Origin of the sequence: Streptomyces sp. NPDC015125, assembly GCF_043080045.1 — a bacterium.
Taxonomy (GTDB): Bacteria; Actinomycetota; Actinomycetes; order Streptomycetales; family Streptomycetaceae; genus Streptomyces.
Genome location: NZ_JBIBVF010000011.1, coordinates 94,859 through 112,508, shown reverse-complemented (window position 1 = coordinate 112,508; position 17,650 = coordinate 94,859). Strand labels below are relative to the sequence as shown.

At 67.5% G+C, this 17,650-nt stretch carries 8 protein-coding genes, 1 pseudogene and 2 CRISPR repeat arrays; of the genes and pseudogenes, 4 read left to right on the top strand and 5 right to left on the bottom strand.

The annotated features are described in order from the left end of the window. Window positions 1–67: 67 nt before the first annotated feature. From ACF088_RS23230 to ACF088_RS23210, 5 genes are all read right to left on the bottom strand, one after another. A complete protein-coding gene (locus ACF088_RS23230) occupies window positions 68–1,159 on the bottom strand; it encodes a hypothetical protein (protein ID WP_392377685.1) in 1,092 nt (363 codons plus the stop codon). Between the two features lie 3,021 nt (window positions 1,160–4,180). Then, window positions 4,181–4,453: a CRISPR direct-repeat array (repeat unit 29 nt; unit sequence CGGCTCACCTCCGCCTGCGCGGAGAGCAC). 190 nt (window positions 4,454–4,643) lie between these two features. Further along, window positions 4,644–5,363, bottom strand: coding sequence for a hypothetical protein (locus tag ACF088_RS23225; RefSeq protein ID WP_392377785.1), 720 nt, complete (start codon window positions 5,361–5,363; stop codon window positions 4,644–4,646). Then, complete coding sequence (locus ACF088_RS23220) at window positions 5,255–5,788, bottom strand: hypothetical protein (protein ID WP_392377793.1); 534 nt, start codon at window positions 5,786–5,788, stop codon at window positions 5,255–5,257. Before ACF088_RS23220 ends, ACF088_RS23225 begins: the two co-directional genes overlap by 109 nt. Window positions 5,789–6,446: 658 nt before the next feature. Further along, window positions 6,447–7,270: a CRISPR direct-repeat array (repeat unit 29 nt; unit sequence GGGACCAACCCCGCATGCGCGGGGACCAC). 563 nt (window positions 7,271–7,833) lie between these two features. Then, entirely contained in the window at window positions 7,834–8,019 is a 186-nt protein-coding gene (locus ACF088_RS23215) for a helix-turn-helix domain-containing protein (RefSeq protein ID WP_159479412.1), read from the bottom strand. Window positions 8,020–8,204: 185 nt separating this feature from the next. Then, window positions 8,205–8,423: a hypothetical protein gene (locus ACF088_RS23210; RefSeq protein WP_392377684.1), complete on the bottom strand. Its 219-nt coding sequence runs from the start codon at window positions 8,421–8,423 to the stop codon at window positions 8,205–8,207. Here ACF088_RS23210 and ACF088_RS23205 point away from each other — a divergent pair. The 4 genes and pseudogenes from ACF088_RS23205 to ACF088_RS23190 all read left to right on the top strand — a co-directional run. After that, window positions 8,398–8,544: pseudogene (locus ACF088_RS23205) on the top strand (peptidase C39 family protein); the annotation flags it as partial. The gene ACF088_RS23210 and the pseudogene ACF088_RS23205 overlap by 26 nt on opposite strands. A gap of 672 nt (window positions 8,545–9,216) precedes the next feature. Continuing rightward, window positions 9,217–11,631, top strand: coding sequence for a LamG-like jellyroll fold domain-containing protein (locus ACF088_RS23200; protein ID WP_392377683.1), 2,415 nt, complete (start codon window positions 9,217–9,219; stop codon window positions 11,629–11,631). A gap of 124 nt (window positions 11,632–11,755) precedes the next feature. Beyond that, window positions 11,756–13,885, top strand: coding sequence for a LamG-like jellyroll fold domain-containing protein (locus ACF088_RS23195; protein ID WP_392377682.1), 2,130 nt, complete (start codon window positions 11,756–11,758; stop codon window positions 13,883–13,885). Window positions 13,886–14,034: 149 nt separating this feature from the next. After that, window positions 14,035–17,649 (top strand): chemotaxis protein, encoded by a 3,615-nt coding sequence (locus ACF088_RS23190; RefSeq protein ID WP_392377681.1) that lies wholly within the window; start codon window positions 14,035–14,037, stop codon window positions 17,647–17,649. Window position 17,650: the final 1 nt, after the last annotated feature.

The following is a 17,650-nucleotide window of genomic DNA, read 5'->3' as shown; positions in this document are numbered from 1 at the left end:
GTGTCCGCACATCCCAACGGGTATCCGGGAGCATGCCGGGGCGGCCAGGAGAAGGCCGGTGGCGGCGTCACCGCCTGCCACCCCGCCACTTGCGCCGGAAGAGATCCACGAACAGCCTGCGCAGTCCAGGGAACAGCGTGACGAGGCCCACGGTGACCACACCGGTCGCCCCGAGGATCCGAAACAGCGACGAGGACCCGGCCTGAGGAAGCCCCTGCCAGATAGCGAGCCCCGTGGTCAACGGTAGGCCGACCGCAGCGAGCAGGCCGAGTATCGCGTTGGTCGTCTCCGTCTCGGCGGACTGCACCTGGCGGGACAGTTCGCCGAGGTCACTGACGAGGCTCTGCAGCGACTGCGGCAGACCGGCACTCTGCTGCCATGCCCGCACCATGGCATCGACGGTTCCTTGCCGGCCGAAGCCGGCCGCCCAGTAGCTGCGACGGAAGACGAGCAGATCCCTTTCCATCTGCGCCACTTTCCGCCGGCGGGGTTCGTGCTCGCCGATCCGTGCCACTTCGCTGCCGAAAGCGTCCAGCACAGTCTGCTGCAACCGGGCCAGAGCCAAGGCATCGGCGTACAGCGTCGCCAGGTGATAGCTGGTGCCGTCGTAGTAGTTACGTGGAACTCCGACACCCGGATCCTGCTCGGTGCCCACCAGGGTGAGACCACGAACACCCAGCACGCCCCGGACCTTGGTGGGCAGCGGCAGGCGCATGGCGTGGAGTTGCTCCGCGGCCTCCGGGCCAGGCGGATACAACGTCGCATGATGCAGATGCCACAGCCACTGATCGAGGGAATCCCAATTCCGCTGCGCACGCCCCGGATGCAGCCGCACCAGACCACTCTGGGCGGTGACGAGAGTGCAGTGCACCGCCTCCCGCTCGGTGTCAGCGATCCGACATCCCGACGGCAACTGCCGTGCGACCCAGGCCCGTTGAGCGCCCTGCCCGTGGTGCGGGTCGACGTCAGCGCACTCCTGGAGGGTTTTCGGCAGCTGCGCCGGCGGATCCGGCGGCAGAACGCCGTGCAGAAGAGCCACTCCGTTCGCGTGAACCGGTGAGCCCATGTCCTTCAGCGCGCCGAGCGCAGTGTCGTTCAGGCGCACCAACTCGATGGCTGAAAGCTGGAAACGGGAAGGCGACGCCTCTGCCTGGGGCACCTCCCGATGCCACCGGACGTGCTGCCCCCACAGGAGCGGTTCGAGGTGACGCTGAGTGTATGCGGCACGGCGGGATGCGCTGGACACCACTTCGTCGGGCCGGCCAACGCGCCAGCGCCGTTCCAGAGGGCCTGCACGGAAAGGCACCCCCGGGCCGTCATCGATGTGGACAGCGATGATCAGGACGGTATCCCTACGGATGAGCGCCCGAGGGTCATCCCGTCCCGACGTGCGTCCGTGACGATTGCCGGTACGGCTCATGCGACGCAGTCCAACGCCTCGCGAAGGTAGCCACGCCGCTCCGAAGGCCCCACCTGCCGCCACCGCCTCGGCCCCTCGGAAACCTCACCCCGCACCAGGACTCGGGCGTACCGGCTAACCGGAGCCCCCCTCGCAACCAGGGTCATCGTGCCGGGCAGCGCTCTCGCCCGGTGGAATGTGAAAGCCGACATACCGTATGCGTCGCCTGCGCACACCGTGGCTGTTCGGTGCCCTGTCACGATCACTCGCTCCCCGCAGCTTGCGTCGAATCGGTACCCCCCTTCGCGGGGCTCGTAGCGGACGACCCGGTAGCCCGGAGACCGGGACGATTCCGCGCCGAGGAGGGGGTCGCCGTCGCAGAGGGGGTCGTCGGCTTCGGTGATGTCCAACAAGCTGTTATTCACAGTTCCGCGCAACACGGTGGACGAGAAGTCCCAACGGTGATCATGGGCTTGTGAGTCCTCTTCTCCTGCAAGCCAGACGTGCAGGAAGAGCCGTCTTGAGTCCTCAGCTACCAGTGCCAAGGGCAGCTTGACGAAGCCGTTCGGGTGCGCCACGGGCGCGGCTATTGCAGGGGCGCGGAGCGTGTGGTCGTAGGAGTCGTGCAACGCCGCGATGAGCGCGGACCTGGTGAGCCCCTGAGGTACGGGCTCACGGTCGGTAGCTTTGCAGTGGTGCGGCACTGGGTTCGCCCCTGAGGCGTCGACTCGACCTGTTCGCACAGTGCTCCTCGTCGTCTCGCATCACCCACTTACCGTCAGTTTAAGGGACATGGGATGCCGGATGCCGCTCTTATGTTCGGACTGCCAGTCTGTACCCGACCGGAAAGCCGGAGCCCGCGAGGATTGTTCAGGGCTGCTCGGGAGGCACCACTGTCCGGCACGGTTCGCTCGTGGCAGCACGCTCCCCGGATCGGCCGGAGGCTAGACGTCGGTGCGGTCTGCCGACTGGCTAGAAGAGGCCGGCGCGCATGTGCTGGATGAGGTTGTCGAGGCTCTCGCGAAGCCACGGGCTGCGGACGGCTAGTAGCCGGACCGGGGCGTGCCGGAACGCTTCCGGGTCGGCCTGGAACAGGAGACGGGGCGCGGTGGGGACGGGGCGTCCCGCAGGACGCCGTCCAGAGACAAACCCCGCATGCGCGGGGACCACTCCAGCAGTCTTCTTGGCGCTGACGATGGTGCGGGACCAACCCGCGGTACGGGGAACAGGAAGCCACTATCGGCGCCGGTGACAACTACCGGGGAGCAACCCCGCGGGTGCGGGGAGCAGAGGAGCAGCGGGCGGCGAGGCCGGCCGCAGCAGGGACCAACCCCGCGTGGGCGGGGACCACACCGACGACACGAAGGACAAGTGCGCGCCCCAGGGACCAACCCCGCATACGCGGGAACCACATCTCTACCCGCTTCCCGTCCTTCTTCGTGACGGGACCAACCCCGCGAGTGCGGGGAGCAGGCGCTGCGGCCTTGCGCGGCCATCTGCGCGAAGGGACCAACCCCGAACGCGCGGGGACCACTCGCATTCCGGGTGCCAGAGGGCCACGAGGGCGGGACCAACCCCGCGGGTGCGGGGAGCAGCTTGCAGGGGTTCCAGGCAGTTGCGTTCGATCGGGACCAACCCCGCATGCGCGGGGACCACCGGAGGTCCTGGAACACGCCGATGATCGTCACGGGACCAACCCCGCATGCGCGGGGACCACGCACGGGTGTGCTGCCGGGTCATGCCGGTGGGGGGGACCAACCCCGCATGCGCGGGGACCACAGCCTCGACGGAATCGACAGCTTGTCCGATGGGGGACCAACCCCGCATGCCCGGGGACCACATGATCCACGTTCCTGCGGTGATCACCCGCTCGGGACCAACCCCGCATGCGCGGGGACCACGGAGCCACCGGATGCCCGAACAGCCAGTACCTGGGACCAACCCCGCATGCGCGGGGACCACTATCTCAGTCACCGTTCAATACCGCCCTTGATGTGGACCAACCCCGCGGGTGCGGGGAGCAGGTGAATGTGGCGCCGCGACGGTGAATCGACTCGGGACCATCCCCGCGGGCGCGGGGAGCAGGGCGGCACCGAAACCCCCGCTGTCGCCGACCTGGGACCATCCCTGCGGGCTCGGGGAGCAGGGCATCCTGGCCGGCGCCTCCGTCACCGCCTGGGGACCATCCCCGCGGGCTCGGGGAGCAGAACGCCGTGTTCGCGTTCGTGTTGGGCGTGGCGGGACCATCCCCGCGGGCGCGGGGAGCAGGGCTGGACCCACACCCCCGAACTGCGCCGGGTGGGACCATCCCCGCGGGTGCGGGGAGCAGTGGGTCGGAGAACGCGGGCCCGAGCTGATGCGGGGACCATCCCCGCGGGTGCGCGGAGCAGCCCAAACCCCTAAGTGGAAAAGGGCAGTTCGGGGGACCATCCCCGCGGGTGCGGGGAGCAGCCTTCGTGACCTGCATCGTTCCATGCGCGGCACCCGGTTTTGAACCACTTTCACCAACTCAGACATTCAGGGCATGGATTCACCTTCGATGGAGGTCGCGCCCCTCATGGAAGAGGCCCTGGAGGCGGGACCATCCCCGCAGTGGAGGGGGCCGCCCTGCTGGCGCGGGGAACAGAGAACGTCGTCATTCTCGATCAGCCCGGCGTGGGGATCATCCCCGCGGGCGCGGGGAGCAGCATGCCTGCCTCTGAGCTCGCTCAGCTCCTCGGGGGGCCATCCCCGCTCGCGCGGAGCGCACGGCATGCCCCCCGACCAGGGCTGCGGGCAAGCCGGTTCACCTCCGCCCACGCGGAGAGCGCAGCACCTCGCGGACGCGGTGCTCGGTGCGGTACGGCTCACCTCCGCCTGCGCGGAGAGCACGACGGCGCAAGCCTCCGCTACCCCGGCGACCCCGGCTCACCTCCGCCTGCGCGGAGAGGACAGGGGTGTGCGGGGCGGGGCCGAGTGGGACCACGGCTCACCTCCGCCTGCGCGGAGAGCACCTCTTGTTCCCGGCGCGGCCGATCAGGAGCTTCGGCTCACCTCCGCCTCCGCGGAGAGCAGAGGCAGACCATGCAGGTCAGGGGGACCATGCCCACGCGTGTGGGGAGCAGGCCCTCGACACACGGGCCGCGTTGCGCGCCGCGGGACCACCCCTTCGGGCACGGGGAGCACTTGGTGGAGTCCTGGTGGAGCCGCATCCGAGCTCACAGGAGTGGCGGGAGTCGGACAGTGTCACCCAGGCCGGCGCGGGTTATTGCTTGGCAGTGCTGAGCCGAGGTGCGGCTGTTGGCCATCGTGGGCCGGTGTTGGGGTCGTTGCTCCAGATGTACTGCTCCTCTGGAGTGCGTGTCATGCCGTAGTCGTACAGACCGGGAGCGCCGTTTGTCTCCCATGCCTGCCAGGCGTCCTCCAGCTCGGTGGCCAGGCGGCGCGGGCCACCTTGGTAGGCCGTGGTTCGGCCGGCTTCGGAAGCGACGAGCGTGGCCCAGGAGGAGTTGCCGTCATGAACCCAGGCGGTGATCCCCTGGCTGGCTTCCGTGCGGATTCGGACGTCAGGCAGGATCACCCGGAGCGCGAAGAGCACGTTGGCATCGCGGTGCAGCGGCTCCAGATCCCGGCCGAACAAGCCTTCAGCCTCAGGTGCTTCATCGCCGCGCACCTGCTCCCAGGACCTCCCTTGGCCGATGCCGCGGGCGGGCATGAACGTGGCCAGCCCCTGCATCCAGCCAGGCGCCGAACGGCCATCCGGGGCAACGGTCAATGCCACATGGCCCAGCCGACCCCACGGAGTCACGATGCGGCCTCCCGGCCAGGTCTGTTCCACCCAGGCCCAGGGCACCAGCTCGACGGCATACGTGGCCATCACCCTGTCGAAGGGACCGGCACCCGGCGCGCCGAGCTCGCCGTCGCCGACGACGACTTCCACGTGAGCGTCTGCCGCGGCGAGATTGGTGTGGGCGGCAGCCGCCAGATCTGGGTCGAATTCGACGCTGGCAACCGGCCCGGCCCGGCCCGGGCCGTAAGCAGAGCGGCGTTCCGGCCTGTTGCGGTGCCCAGTTCCAGCGTGGTGTGCCCCGGCTCCAAGATCAGCGAGTCCAGCATGTCGGCGACCACTGCCTCGCAGGACAGGCTGGACGTCGGCAGGCCGTCGGTGACCTGGGTGATGGTGGAGTCGTAGACGCCGCCGTAAACGAGGCTCGCCCACCGAGCGCAATCGCTGGCGTGGTCGACCGGGGCGTAGATGTCGCCGTCCCAATCCCACACCCGATCTGGGGCGAAGGCGTGCCGTGGAGCATCCTGCGCGGCACGGCGGACCCAGGGCGAGTCCGCCGGCCAGAGGCATTCGGCCTCCATGGCGCTTTCCAGGCGCTCTTGGAGCTCGCAGAGTTCAGACATGGAGGACGCCTACTTCGGCCGCTTCCCCGACGGGGGCGGCGGGTCAGGCACCTTCCCATCAGAGTTCCCCGGCGGCGGCTTGCCCTGACTTGGCTCCGGATCGGGCTTACGGTGGTCACCCACGGACATTCCTCCTCGAGACAACAACCTCGGCCATCGTGACGCACCACCAGCGCCCACACCGGTCAATCGCGGACCGTGACCAAATCCGATCGTTCCCTTTTCCATGCCAGGGGCGGCCGCGCGCCCCAATTCCCCTGCGGCTGCGGGGAGCAGACTTCGTGACCTGCATCGTTCCATGCACACCACCCGGATTTGAACCACTTTCACCAACTCGGACATTCGGGGCATGGATTCACCTTCGATAGAGGTCGCGCCTCTGGTTCCGAGGTGGTCGATACCCACCCGTGCTTGTAGCGTCAATCATCGCCTTACGCACCCAATTTGCGCGCAGTTCACTGGTTCGAGCAGGACGGCAACCGCGGCCGGGACGAGAGCCAGGTGCAGCTACTGCCCGACCATGATCGCTACGTTGAGCCGGAACCATCCCTGCGGGTGCGAGGAGCAGGAGCCGTCCTTGACCTCGGCGCCGTCCGTCGGCGGGGCCATCCCGCGGCGCGAGGGGCAGGGCTTCGAACACATCGTGCCGGTCCGAGAAAGGTCCATCCCCGCGGGTGCGGGGAGCAGGTCGTCGCCCAGGGACCAGGACCCGAAGGGGGCGGGTCCATCCCCGCGGGCGCGGGGAGCAGGGCCTCATCCGCGCGGGACGTCTCACCGCTGCGGGACCATCCCTGCGGGCGCGGGGAGCAGTGGGCGAGCCGGTCGGCGGCCACCTGCTCGGGGGGACCATCCCCGCGTGCGCGGGGACCACGGTCGGGAGAGTGAGCTGGAGACCCGCGCTCAGGGACCAACCCCGCATGCGCGGGGACCACGCCACCGCCTTCCTCCGCGCGGCACCCGACTGGGGACCAACCCCGCATGCGCGGGGACCACCACTCGACGCATTCCTAGCCCACTAGCTTCCGGGGACCAACCCCGCATGCGCGGGGACCACCATGTCCGCGTACGGTCCTCTCCGGTCGTGGTGGGACCAACCCCGCATGCGCGGGGACCACGTCGAGCTGTTGGCGACCGGCTTGCCGGTAGTAGGGATCAACCCCGCATGCGCGGGGACCACGCGGACATGACCCCGCTGGAGGAGGCGCGGGCGGGACCAACCCCGCTTGCGCGGGGACCACATTCGACAGTTCCTAGGTGTCTAGGACACCAGGGGACCAACCCCGCATGCGCGGGGACCACGTAAATCCCAACCTCACGAAAAGGAGAATTCAGGGACCAACCCCGCATGCGCGGGGACCACCACCTGGCCGTCGCCATCGAGGCCGCCGCCGAGGGACCAACCCCGCATGCGCGGGGACCACCCGTATGGGAAGCGCGCAGTTGTGTGGCAGCGGGGACCAACCCCGCATGCGCGGGGACCACAGGTCGTGAGCTGCGGTTTCAGGAAGGCGATGAGTTGTTTTTACTTAGTTTCAGCGATTCGGACATAATGGCCTTCGAGTGGGTTGCGGGTCCGGCGGGGCGGCAGTGGTCCGCGGAGCCATTGTGGCCTGGGGTACCGCTCCGCCGTCGTACCGCTGGTACATGTGATGTCGGTGTCCCCAGGCTAATACTGGGCTCTCTCTCGATCCGTCACGACGGCTCTTGCCGGGAATGAGCTGGCGCCATGGGGGGCGCGATGCCCGATTCGGCTTGGCCGCCCGCCGACGGTGGGCCCTCTGCAGCCGGGCTGATGGAGGTGTTGCCTGGGAGCTTTTCCGCCTACCGCAATAAGTGGATGGCTTCCCTTGAGGCCCTCGCCGGCCGGGGACATCCCGGGGACTATCAACCCTGTCCCAGGGACATTCCGGGGACTTTCCGCCGGGTAAGCAGGGAAGGCCCTGACAGCGCTGAAAGTCACGAACGCGCTGGTCAGGGCCTATTTTCCTAGCACTCGATGATGTTCACCGCGAGCCCGCCGCGGGCCGTCTCCTTGTACTTGACGTTCATGCGACCCCCTGTTCGCGGCAATTTTCTTCCAGCCAGGTCATGATCTCGTTGGGCCAGAACCGCAGCTGTTGGCCCACACGGAAGCTGGGGATGGCTTGCTTCTCGTGATTGTCGTAAACCCAGGAGGTGGGCTTTCCGAGAAAGTTCGCCAGAGCCGGCACGGTCCACATTTTTTGATCCATCGCTGCTCACCTCCATAGGTCGGGAGTGCGACAGGATAAGGATGGATCACGGCCGCACCAGACGGGCCGTACAGCGCCACATGACCTTCATGGGCCCGTCGTGGCGGGCGTCCGCGCGTGATACGGGTGTGGGCGTCGGGGTGACGCACAGTGAAGAAGGCGCATTTCGTCCGTCTCGGTGCTGTTCAGGGGGCGGCCTTCAGCGCCAGAAGCCAGCACCGATCCAGCGCAACGCCCCCGAACGGACCGGAAGGGGCGGCAGCGGAAGCCAGCACGAACTCAGCACGGCCCGGCTCGGGCTCGTTCGAGGCAAACGAGCCCGAGCTGTTGACCTGTACATTTGTCATGGTGTCCAGTGTCTGATAAGAACCCGCATCCCAGTTCGAAAACATCTGGCTGCGCACCAAGCGCCACGATGCCAACGGCCAGGTCAAGAGCGGTTCGGGAGGGGTCTGTTACCTCTACTTCCCGGCTGAGCCGGCACCAACTCAGCACCGGGTACTCGCGGAGCTGGGAATCCGCTGAGCAGGTGCACCCCGAAGTCGCCTCGATGACCTGACGGCAACGCTCACTGCCGTCGAGGGTGAGGTGACCGTACCGGTCCACCGTGATCTTGATGGAGCAGTGGCCCGTCCAGCGCGCCACTCGCCCTCTTTCAGGTGCTGCAGCGGAGCCGCCATGGTCTTCAGTGCGGGCCGGTCAGCGGTCAGCGGCATAACATCGCACGGACGCCTTGCCCGCGTCCGGATCGAGGCAGACGTTCTCGCGTTTGCAGTGCCGTTAAGTCCTTGCACTATGAGCGATCCGGGTGGGCACAGTGCAAGGACTCCTCAGGGCTATCCCGTCATGCCGGGCGGGCGCACGAGTCAGCTACGGCACCCCTACCTCCCCACGGTTGCCGCCCGCAGCCCGCACACCGCCCCCTTCGGGCCCGATGTGCCGGTTTCGGTCAGCTGTGACAGATATTGGCTGTGAGATGTCTGTGAAGATTGTGACCATGGGGTGAAGATAGATCCATCCGACCATGCCGGGACCACCTCCGCAGGGCACGACCACGGAACCGCGCGCCGCGATCTGCCGCGACGCGCGCCGAGCCGACCGACATCTCTGATCGCATCGGCGTCCCGCATGGCTGGTCTTTGACATTCATGTATGGGGGGAGTTCGTATGGGGTGGCGTGGTGTGCTGAGGCGGCCGGTGTCAGTGACACTGGCCGCGCTGACCGCGGTGACCGCCTGGGGCACAGGCCCCATGGCCGGAGTGTCGTTGGGGGCGCCCGGCGATGGATCGGATTCCCTGGTGGAGGATTTCGCGTACCCCGACCGGGACAAGTTGCTCGCGGAGAAGGGCCTGAAGCTCATCTCCGGTGACGGTCACATCACCGTCGTTGACTGCGCCTCCAGGGGAAGTGATCTGGTGCAGATCAACAGCACCAAGGGTGACGCGTGTTTCGCCGTCTCCGGTCCGGTGGGGTATCTGGCTCTGGAGATTCAGCGCTCCTACCTGGCGAAGTCCGTTAGCCGGGAGGGCGTCATGGCGACGGTGCGGACGGAGAATCCAAGCACCAACGAAAGCAAGGTCGAAGAAGTCGGCCTCGAGCCCGGCGTCTGGAAGTCGCTGGGTGAGGGGCTGGACCCCGCCCTGAAATCCACCGTGCTAGAACTCAGCGTGGGTGAGGGCAAGACGCCCGTGGTGACCGGAGACTCCGCTCGCCCGTGGCTGGCCCGAGTGACCGTGGACCGGCCCGGGCAGCAGGGGGGCAGAGGTTGCAGCGGTGCCCTCGTCGACCGGACCTGGGTCCTCACGGCGGCGAGCTGCTTCTCCGACGACCCGGCCAAGCCGGTGTCGGCGGGCGCGCCGCCGCGTGAAGCGACGGCCACTTTCGCGGGCAAGGCGCCGGTGAGGATCAACTACGTGGTGCCGCGCGACGATCGTGACGTGCTGCTGGCCCGGTTGACCTCTCCGCTGACCGACATCGCCCCTGCCCAGATCTCGGGAAGCACCCCCGGCGACGGGGCGACGCTGGTCGCGGCCGGATATGGGCGCACCGGCACGGCGTGGGTGCCCGACGGTCCGCACAACGGCAACGTGACCCGGAGCAGTGCCACGGACACCACCATGGCGCTGACGGGCGGCAAAATCTGCAAGGGTGATGCCGGAGGGCCGGTGCTCGACGGGAACGGGCGCATCACGGCGGTCCAGAGTCTCGCGGCCCACGCCGGCTGCCTGGGCCAGTCCGGAGACGGCGACGGCTCCACCGCTGCGCGTACCGACAACATCGTCTCGTGGCTCACGGGCAGTGCCTTCAACGGCAAGGCCGCTTTCCCGCTGGATGAGGGCGCGGGTTCGCGGCGGGTGCTGGGCGGTACGGCGCGGGAGTTCACCGCGGAGCTGGGCGGCGGCGCCGAGCCGGGGGCGGTCGGCAAGGCGGGCACCGCCCTGAAGCTGAACGGCACGACCGCCTATGCGGCCACCGCCGGACCCGTCATCGACACCACCAAGTCTTTCTCCGTATCGGCATGGGTGAAGCTCGACGCCAAGGACAGGAACCAGACGTTCCTGTCGCAGGCCGGCAACCGCGCTAGCGGCTTCCAGCTCTACTACTCCAAGAACTACGACAAGTGGGTCTTCAACCGGCACACCGCCGACGCCGACGACACCACCATCGCCCGCTCGATCAGTACCGACACCGCCCAGACCGGGGTCTGGACCCACCTCACCGGCGTTTACGACAGCTCTACGAAGAAGATTCAGCTCTTCGTCAACGGCAAGCCCCAGACCGCAGCCGACTTCACCACCCCCTGGCGGGCCAACGGTGGGCTGCAGATCGGACGTCTGCGGTGGCAGAACGCCTGGCAGGAGAATGCGGCCGGTGCGATCGATGAGGTTCGCACGGTGCAGTCGGCTGTGACGCAGGCTGACGCCACGGCGCTCTCCAGCGGCCAGTTCCCCGCGCACTTGCAGGAATTGGCTTCCTTCCCGCTGGACGAAGGTGCAGGGGCGACGCAGGTCAGCGGCGGCATGGGTGCCGGTTTGGTCGCCACCCTCGCCGGAGGCGGCGCCCAGCTCGGCGCACCCGGCAAGGTCGGCACGGCCCTGAAGCTGAACGGCACGACCGCCTATGCGGCCACCGCCGGACCCGTCACCGACACCACCAAGTCTTTCTCCGTATCGGCATGGGTGAAGCTCGAGGCCAAGGACAGGAACCGCACGTTCCTGTCGCAGGCCGGCAATCGTGCCAGCGGGTTCCAGCTCTACTACTCGAAGGCCTACGACAAGTGGGTCTTCAACCGGCACACCGCCGACGCCGACGACACCACCATCGCCCGCTCGATCAGTACCGACACCGCCCAGACCGGGGTCTGGACCCACCTCACCGGCGTTTACGACAGCTCTACGAAGAAGATTCAGCTCTTCGTCAACGGCAAGCCCCAGACCGCAGCCGACTTCACCACCCCCTGGCGGGCCAATGGTGGACTGCAGATCGGTCGCCTCCACTACCAGGGCACCTTCCAGGAACACTTCGCCGGGACCATCGACAACATCCGCATCTGGGATCGGGCCATCGGCGTGGACGAGATCTTCAACGACGGGATCCAGACCAAGAATTAGCGGATTCCGACGTCATTCCCCACCGGGGCCTCGTCCGGATATTCGCACCGGGCCGGGCCCCGGTTCCGCAGGCACGGAGAAGCGCTCTCCGTATGCTCCTTCGCTTTGATGAACAAGGATCAGAATGAAACTCTACAGCCGATTAATGCTGCCCTTGACAGCGGCAGCTGTACTGGCCACCGGTACCCCGGCGTTGGTGTCGAGCGATCCGCTCGCGGCTTCACCGGCTGGGCGCGCCCCCTCCGTCCGGCCTGCCGGCGTGGCCGAAACGGCGGCCTTTTCCCTGGATGAGGGCGCGGGTTCGCGGCGGGTGCTGGGCGGTACGGCGCGGGAGTTCACCGCGGAGCTGGGCGGCGGCGCCGAGCCGGGGGCGGTCGGCAAGGCGGGCACGGCCCTGAAGCTCAACGGCACCACCGCCTATGCGGCCACCGCCGGACCCGTCATCGACACCACCAAGTCATTCTCCGTATCGGCATGGGTGAAGCTCGACGCCAAAGACAGGAACCAGACGTTCCTTTCCCAGGCCGGCAACCGCGCTAGCGGCTTCCAGCTCTACTACTCCAAGAACTACGACAAGTGGGTCTTCAATCAGCACACCGCCGACACGGACGGCCCGGACCTCGTGCGCGCCGTGAGCAAGGATGCCGCACAGCCTGATGAGTGGACCCATCTGATCGGTTCCTATGACGCGGACAAGCGCTCGCTGTCGTTGTTCGTGAACGGTCGGCTCCAACAGTCGGTGCAGGCCGCCCCCGTGTGGCGGGCCACCGGCGGTCTTCAGATCGGCCGGCTGCGCTCGCACGGCGCCTGGAAGGAGAATGCGGCCGGTGCGATCGATGAGGTTCGCACGGTGCAGTCGGCTGTGACGCAGGCTGACGCCACGGCGCTCTCCAGCGGCCAGTTCCCCGCGCACTTGCAGGAATTGGCTTCCTTCCCGCTGGACGAAGGTGCAGGGGCGACGCAGGTCAGCGGCGGCATGGGTGCCGGTTTGGTCGCCACCCTCGCCGGAGGCGGCGCCCAGCTCGGCGCACCCGGCAAGGTCGGCACGGCCCTGAAGCTGAACGGCACGACCGCGTATGCGGCCACCGCCGGACCCGTCACCGACACCACCAAGTCTTTCTCCGTATCGGCATGGGTGAAGCTCGACGCCAAGGACAGGAACCAGACGTTCCTGTCGCAGGCCGGCAATCGTGCCAGCGGGTTCCAGCTCTACTACTCGAAGGCTTACGACAAGTGGGTCTTCAACCGGCACGCCACGGACAGCGACGACACGACGATCGTCCGCTCGATCAGTACTGACACCGCCCAGACCGGTGTCTGGACCCACCTCACCGGCGTTTACGACAGCGCTACGAAGAAGATTCAGCTCTTCGTCAACGGCAAGCCCCAGACCGCAGCCGACTTCACCACCCCCTGGCGGGCCAACGGTGGACTGCAGATCGGTCGCCTCCACTACCAGGGCACCTTCCAGGAACACTTCGCCGGGACCATCGACAACATCCGCATCTGGGACCAGACCGTCCTGGTCGGCTGCTCGCGCACAAAGGCCATCGGGCACCGCGGCGCTCCGGAGGCCGCCCCGGAGAACACGCTGGCCTCCTTGGAAGCCGCAGCCGATCGCGGTGCGGACTGGGTCGAGACCGATGTGCAGTTCACCAAGGACGGCCGGCCGGTCATCATGCACGACGCGACCGTGGACCGGACGACGGACGGCACCGGACGGGTGGACGAACTCACCGCCGAGGAAATATCCCGGCTGACGGTCAAGGGCGGAGGCCGGGTTCCGACGCTGGAACAGGTGCTGGCCTCGCTCCAGGACAGGCCGGCCCGGCTCCTCCTGGAGATCAAGGGACCGCAGTCGTCCGCTGCGGTCGACCGGGCCCTCGGGCTCGTCTCCGAGGCGGGGATGACCGACCACACGCTGCTCCAGTCCTTCGACGAAGAGGTGGTGCGGGACGCGTCCGCCTCCCCGCACCGGACGAAGGTGGCGCTGCTCCGGTCGGCACTGGACGCCGACCCCGTGGCCACCGCACGGCAGCTCTCCCTCAACGCGTATGCGGTCAAGTTCAGTGGCCTCTCGGCTCGTCCCGCGACCGTGGACAAGCTCCGGGCCGCCGGCGTCGAGGTGTTCGTCTGGACGGTCGACACCGAAGCCCAGTGGCAGACCGCGACGGCATGGGGCGTCGACGGCATCATCACCAACCGCTCCGAACCCTTCGTTCGCTGGCGGAATACGCACTGCGTCGAACGGTGACCGTGGGCCCGGAGCGCCCCGGGCAGCAAGCCCCCAGTGCGCTCCGGAGAGCCAACCACCTGACTGTCAGTGAGCAACGGTTCACTCACTAACAAGGAGAAAACGTTGTGGTAAGAGGGTTACCTGGTTCCCTGGGCCGGCGTGGCGTCGTGGCGACGCTGCTGGCCCTGGCGCTGGTCGTGGGTGTGGACTTACACCCCGCGGCGGCCGACGAACCGCCGACGTACGACAGATCAGATGTCCTGGAAGCGTGGAACACCGGGGGACCAGGAGTACGGCGGGCCGCTGAGGCCGCCTTGCTGGGTCCGGATGAAGACCTCCAGACCTTCATGACCAAAGACCTGCCGACCATCGAGGAACAGGATCTCCGCGTTCAGGTCGCGCAGATCATGGCCATGGGTGGCCCCGGCGTACGCGAAGCGGCCAACACCGCACTCGATGGTGGCGTCAAGGAACTGCAGGAGTTCCTGGACGGCGGAATCGTCCGGCCTTACGACAATGATCTGCGCGTGCGGGTTTCGCAGATCATGACCGCAGGCGGTCCGGGCGTGAAGGAAGCTGCGGGCAAAGCCCTGGACGGTTCGGCCGATGACTGGCGAAAGTTCATCGACCAGGGTCAGTTCAAGCCGCGTGAGGACGACAACCGGGTTCAGGTCTCGCAGCTCATGACGGCCGGTGGCCCGAATGTGAAGAAGGTCGCGCAGCAGGCTCTGGACGGATCGGCCGAAGATGTTCAGGAATTCCTGGACAACGGTTGGCAGGTAGCCGCAGCAAGGGACCAGGAGACGCTCACGGTCTCCCAATTGGCCGAACTCGCCGGCCGCGCCCAGAAGCAGGCTGAGCGGTTGACTGAGGAGGCCAAGGAGGAAGCAGCCAAGGCGGAAAAGGCCACGCTGCGGGCGAAGCAAGCGGCACAGCTTGCTGCAAGGGAGGCCAAGGAGGCCCAATCTTCGGCCGGTCAGGCGGCGGCGGCCGCATTGCGGGCAGCGGCAGCGGCCGACCGGGCCGCCGAGTCGGCCCGTACCGCTGTGTCCGCGGCCGCGGGGGCCAACCGGGCGGCGCGGGTGGCCGCTGGCGCCGCAGCGCAGGCGGCCTACGCTGCCAGCCGGGCCGGCAGTGCGGCGTCGTCGGCCAGATCCGCCGCCGCGGCGGCCGCCGGTGATGCCACTCGGGCGAAGGAAGCCCGTGCCGCAGCGGTGAACGCGCGTAATGCCGCCGCGGGCGCGCACAAGGCAGCGGACGCTGCCGAGCAGGCGGGAATCGCCTCCGAGAAGGCCGCCTCGGCTGCGGGAGCTGCAGCAAGTGCTGGAGCCAATGCCGCTGCGGCCGCCACGGCGGCGGCCGAGGCCGGACGTTGGGCAGGCCAAGCCGGTGGCAAGGCCGCAGAGGCGCAGGCGGCAGCGGCTAGGGCCAAGCGGCTGGCCGATCAGGCCACGCGCGCGGCCAATGCCGCACAGGCCAACGCCAATCAGGCCGCAGCAGCCTCACGGCAGTCGCGCAACGCAGCCAATGACGCCGCGGAACACGCCGAGGCCGCAGCCAAGGCCGCAGAGAAAGCCGCGGACGAAGCGGGCCACGCAGCGGACGCCGCCAAGCAGACCAGAGAAGCGGCGGACGCGGCCACCAAGGCCGCCAACGACGCACAGACGACGGCCAACCAGGCCAAGACCGTGGCCGAGCTCGCCCGCAAAGCCGACACCGAGCGTCTCGCCGAGCAGGAGAACGAGAACGTCTTCGCGGCCGAGGAAGCCAAGAGGGCCCAGGAGTCCCGCACCTCGGCCGCTGAGTGGGAAGCCGGACGGATCCAGCAGCTCAACGCCGAGACACAGAAAATGCGACAGGAGGCCGAAGCGGCGTCCGACCCCGAAGTAACTGCGACCAAGGGTAGGCAGGTCGCAGTCAACCTGCTCTCCACTGGAGGGACCTGGGTCCGTACTGCCGCCGAGATCGCCGTTGTCGGGACCGATGCGGACGTCTCCGAGTTCGTGCACACCAGGCTGACGGTGGCCTTGGAACAGGACGACCGCGCCAGCGTGGCACACCTCGCCACCACGAGCGACAAACCGGCGCAGCAGCAGGCCGCCCTGGCGGTGCTAGATCACCCGATCGATCAAGTGCGGAATTTCCTGCGCACCCGCAGCTATCCGGGTAAGGAACACGACGACCGCATCGCGATCTCGCAGATCATGGCTGCGGGCGGGCCGGGAGTGAAGGCCGCGGCCAACAAGGCCCTTGACGGTACTGCGGCCGACTTGCACCAGTTCTTGGAGACCGGGCAGTACAAGGCCCGGGAAGTCGACGACCGCGTCTCAGCCTCCCAGGCCATGGCCGGCGGCGGCCCCGAGGTGAAGGCTGCAGCGCAGGGAGCGTTGTCCGGGCCGGCCTCCGGCGTGCGTACATTCCTGCAAGTTGGTCTGTACAAGGCGCAGCAGCGCGATGCCAATGCCGCTGCCCACATCGCAGAGATCGACACCCTCCTGGCGGCCGCAGACAAGTCGGCGGCCCTCGCTCACAAGGATGCAGCCCAGGCCCAACAGCTGGCTGCGGAAGCTCGCGCGGATGCCATTGAAGCCGCGAAATGGTCTAAAGCGGCACATAAGTCGGCCGAGCAGGCATCCAAGTACGCCGAGCAGGCCAACCAGTCCGCTAACCAGGCGGCCGAGTCGGCCAATCGGGCCGCCGAGTCGGCCAAGAAGGCCCAAGGTGCCGCCGCAGCCGCTCGAAAGGACTCGCAGGCGGCGAACCGTTCGGCGGAACGAGCGCAACATTCCGCGAATGTGGCCTGGAACTATTCTTCCCGGGCCAGCACCGATGCGTATCAGGCAGGAATCTCTGCCCGGGCGGCGAACAAGGATGCCATCGAGGCCGCAAAGGCATCTACCGAGGCGCTGAAGATTGCAGCCAGCAAGTTGATAGCGGAATTGAAAGCTCAAGTGGAAAAGGAGCTCCGTGAGAGCAGCAAGCCGGTGTCGGATAAAGAGCTTCGCAAATCACTTGAGAAGCGGCTGGTTAAGTACCGAACGGATGTCCTGGCGAACGGTGATCTGAAGCCCGGAGAGACGATCCTTGTCTGCGGGGGTGACGGAGCCGGTGGGATGGGCTGCATTACCAGCACCTTGCTTGATCGCCTGATCGCCTGGTATGTAGGTGCGGACGAGATCGAACAATGTCTCCAAAAGAAGTCGCTCTCGTGCCTCCCGGATCTCGCGCTGAGCGCACTCAAGTTGAAAGCGTTGAAGAGGGCGAAAAAGGCGTGCCCGAAGGGCTTGATCCGACGCGCCTACGTTCCGACGGTCGATCGCCGGATCAGGCCGATCGAAGATGTTCATTTCGCCGACCGGGCGATCAGAGCCGACTCGGGCGCTGGCGTTAACCAGGCCAGTACCCTCCGGGCGGTGCTCGTTGGCGCGACACCGGCCGCGGCCAACACCTCTAGCCCGTGCGTTCCGTGGATCACCCCTGGATCGCTTCCGCCAGCCGAGGAACGGGCGCTGAATAACGCGCTGGGACATATTGATGCCGGCACCGTACCTTCCGGGCCGACCGCGAGGAGGTGGGGAATTCAGTTCAGAAACCGGGATGGTGACCTACCCGGCGATCAGGGTCAGAATTCGCCCTATCGTGAATACAGAGTCACCCCTCCGCCGGGTGTTGGTGGCGCCGGTCCGCTACGCGTCGTGAAAAATACTCAGACGGGTGATGTCTACTACACTTGGACTCACTATGGCGACTCTGGTCCGCCAGCCTTCGTAAGGATCCGGTGAT

What these genes read in the sequence shown, in the direction of transcription:
- ACF088_RS23220 (WP_392377793.1), bottom strand. Translation starts at nt 5,788, where the DNA reads ATGTCTGAACTCTGCGAGCTCCAAGAGCGCCTGGAAAGCGCCATGGAG.
- ACF088_RS23215 (WP_159479412.1), bottom strand. Translation starts at nt 8,019, where the DNA reads ATGGATCAAAAAATGTGGACCGTGCCGGCTCTGGCGAACTTTCTCGGA.
- ACF088_RS23195 (WP_392377682.1), top strand. Translation starts at nt 11,756, where the DNA reads ATGAAACTCTACAGCCGATTAATGCTGCCCTTGACAGCGGCAGCTGTA.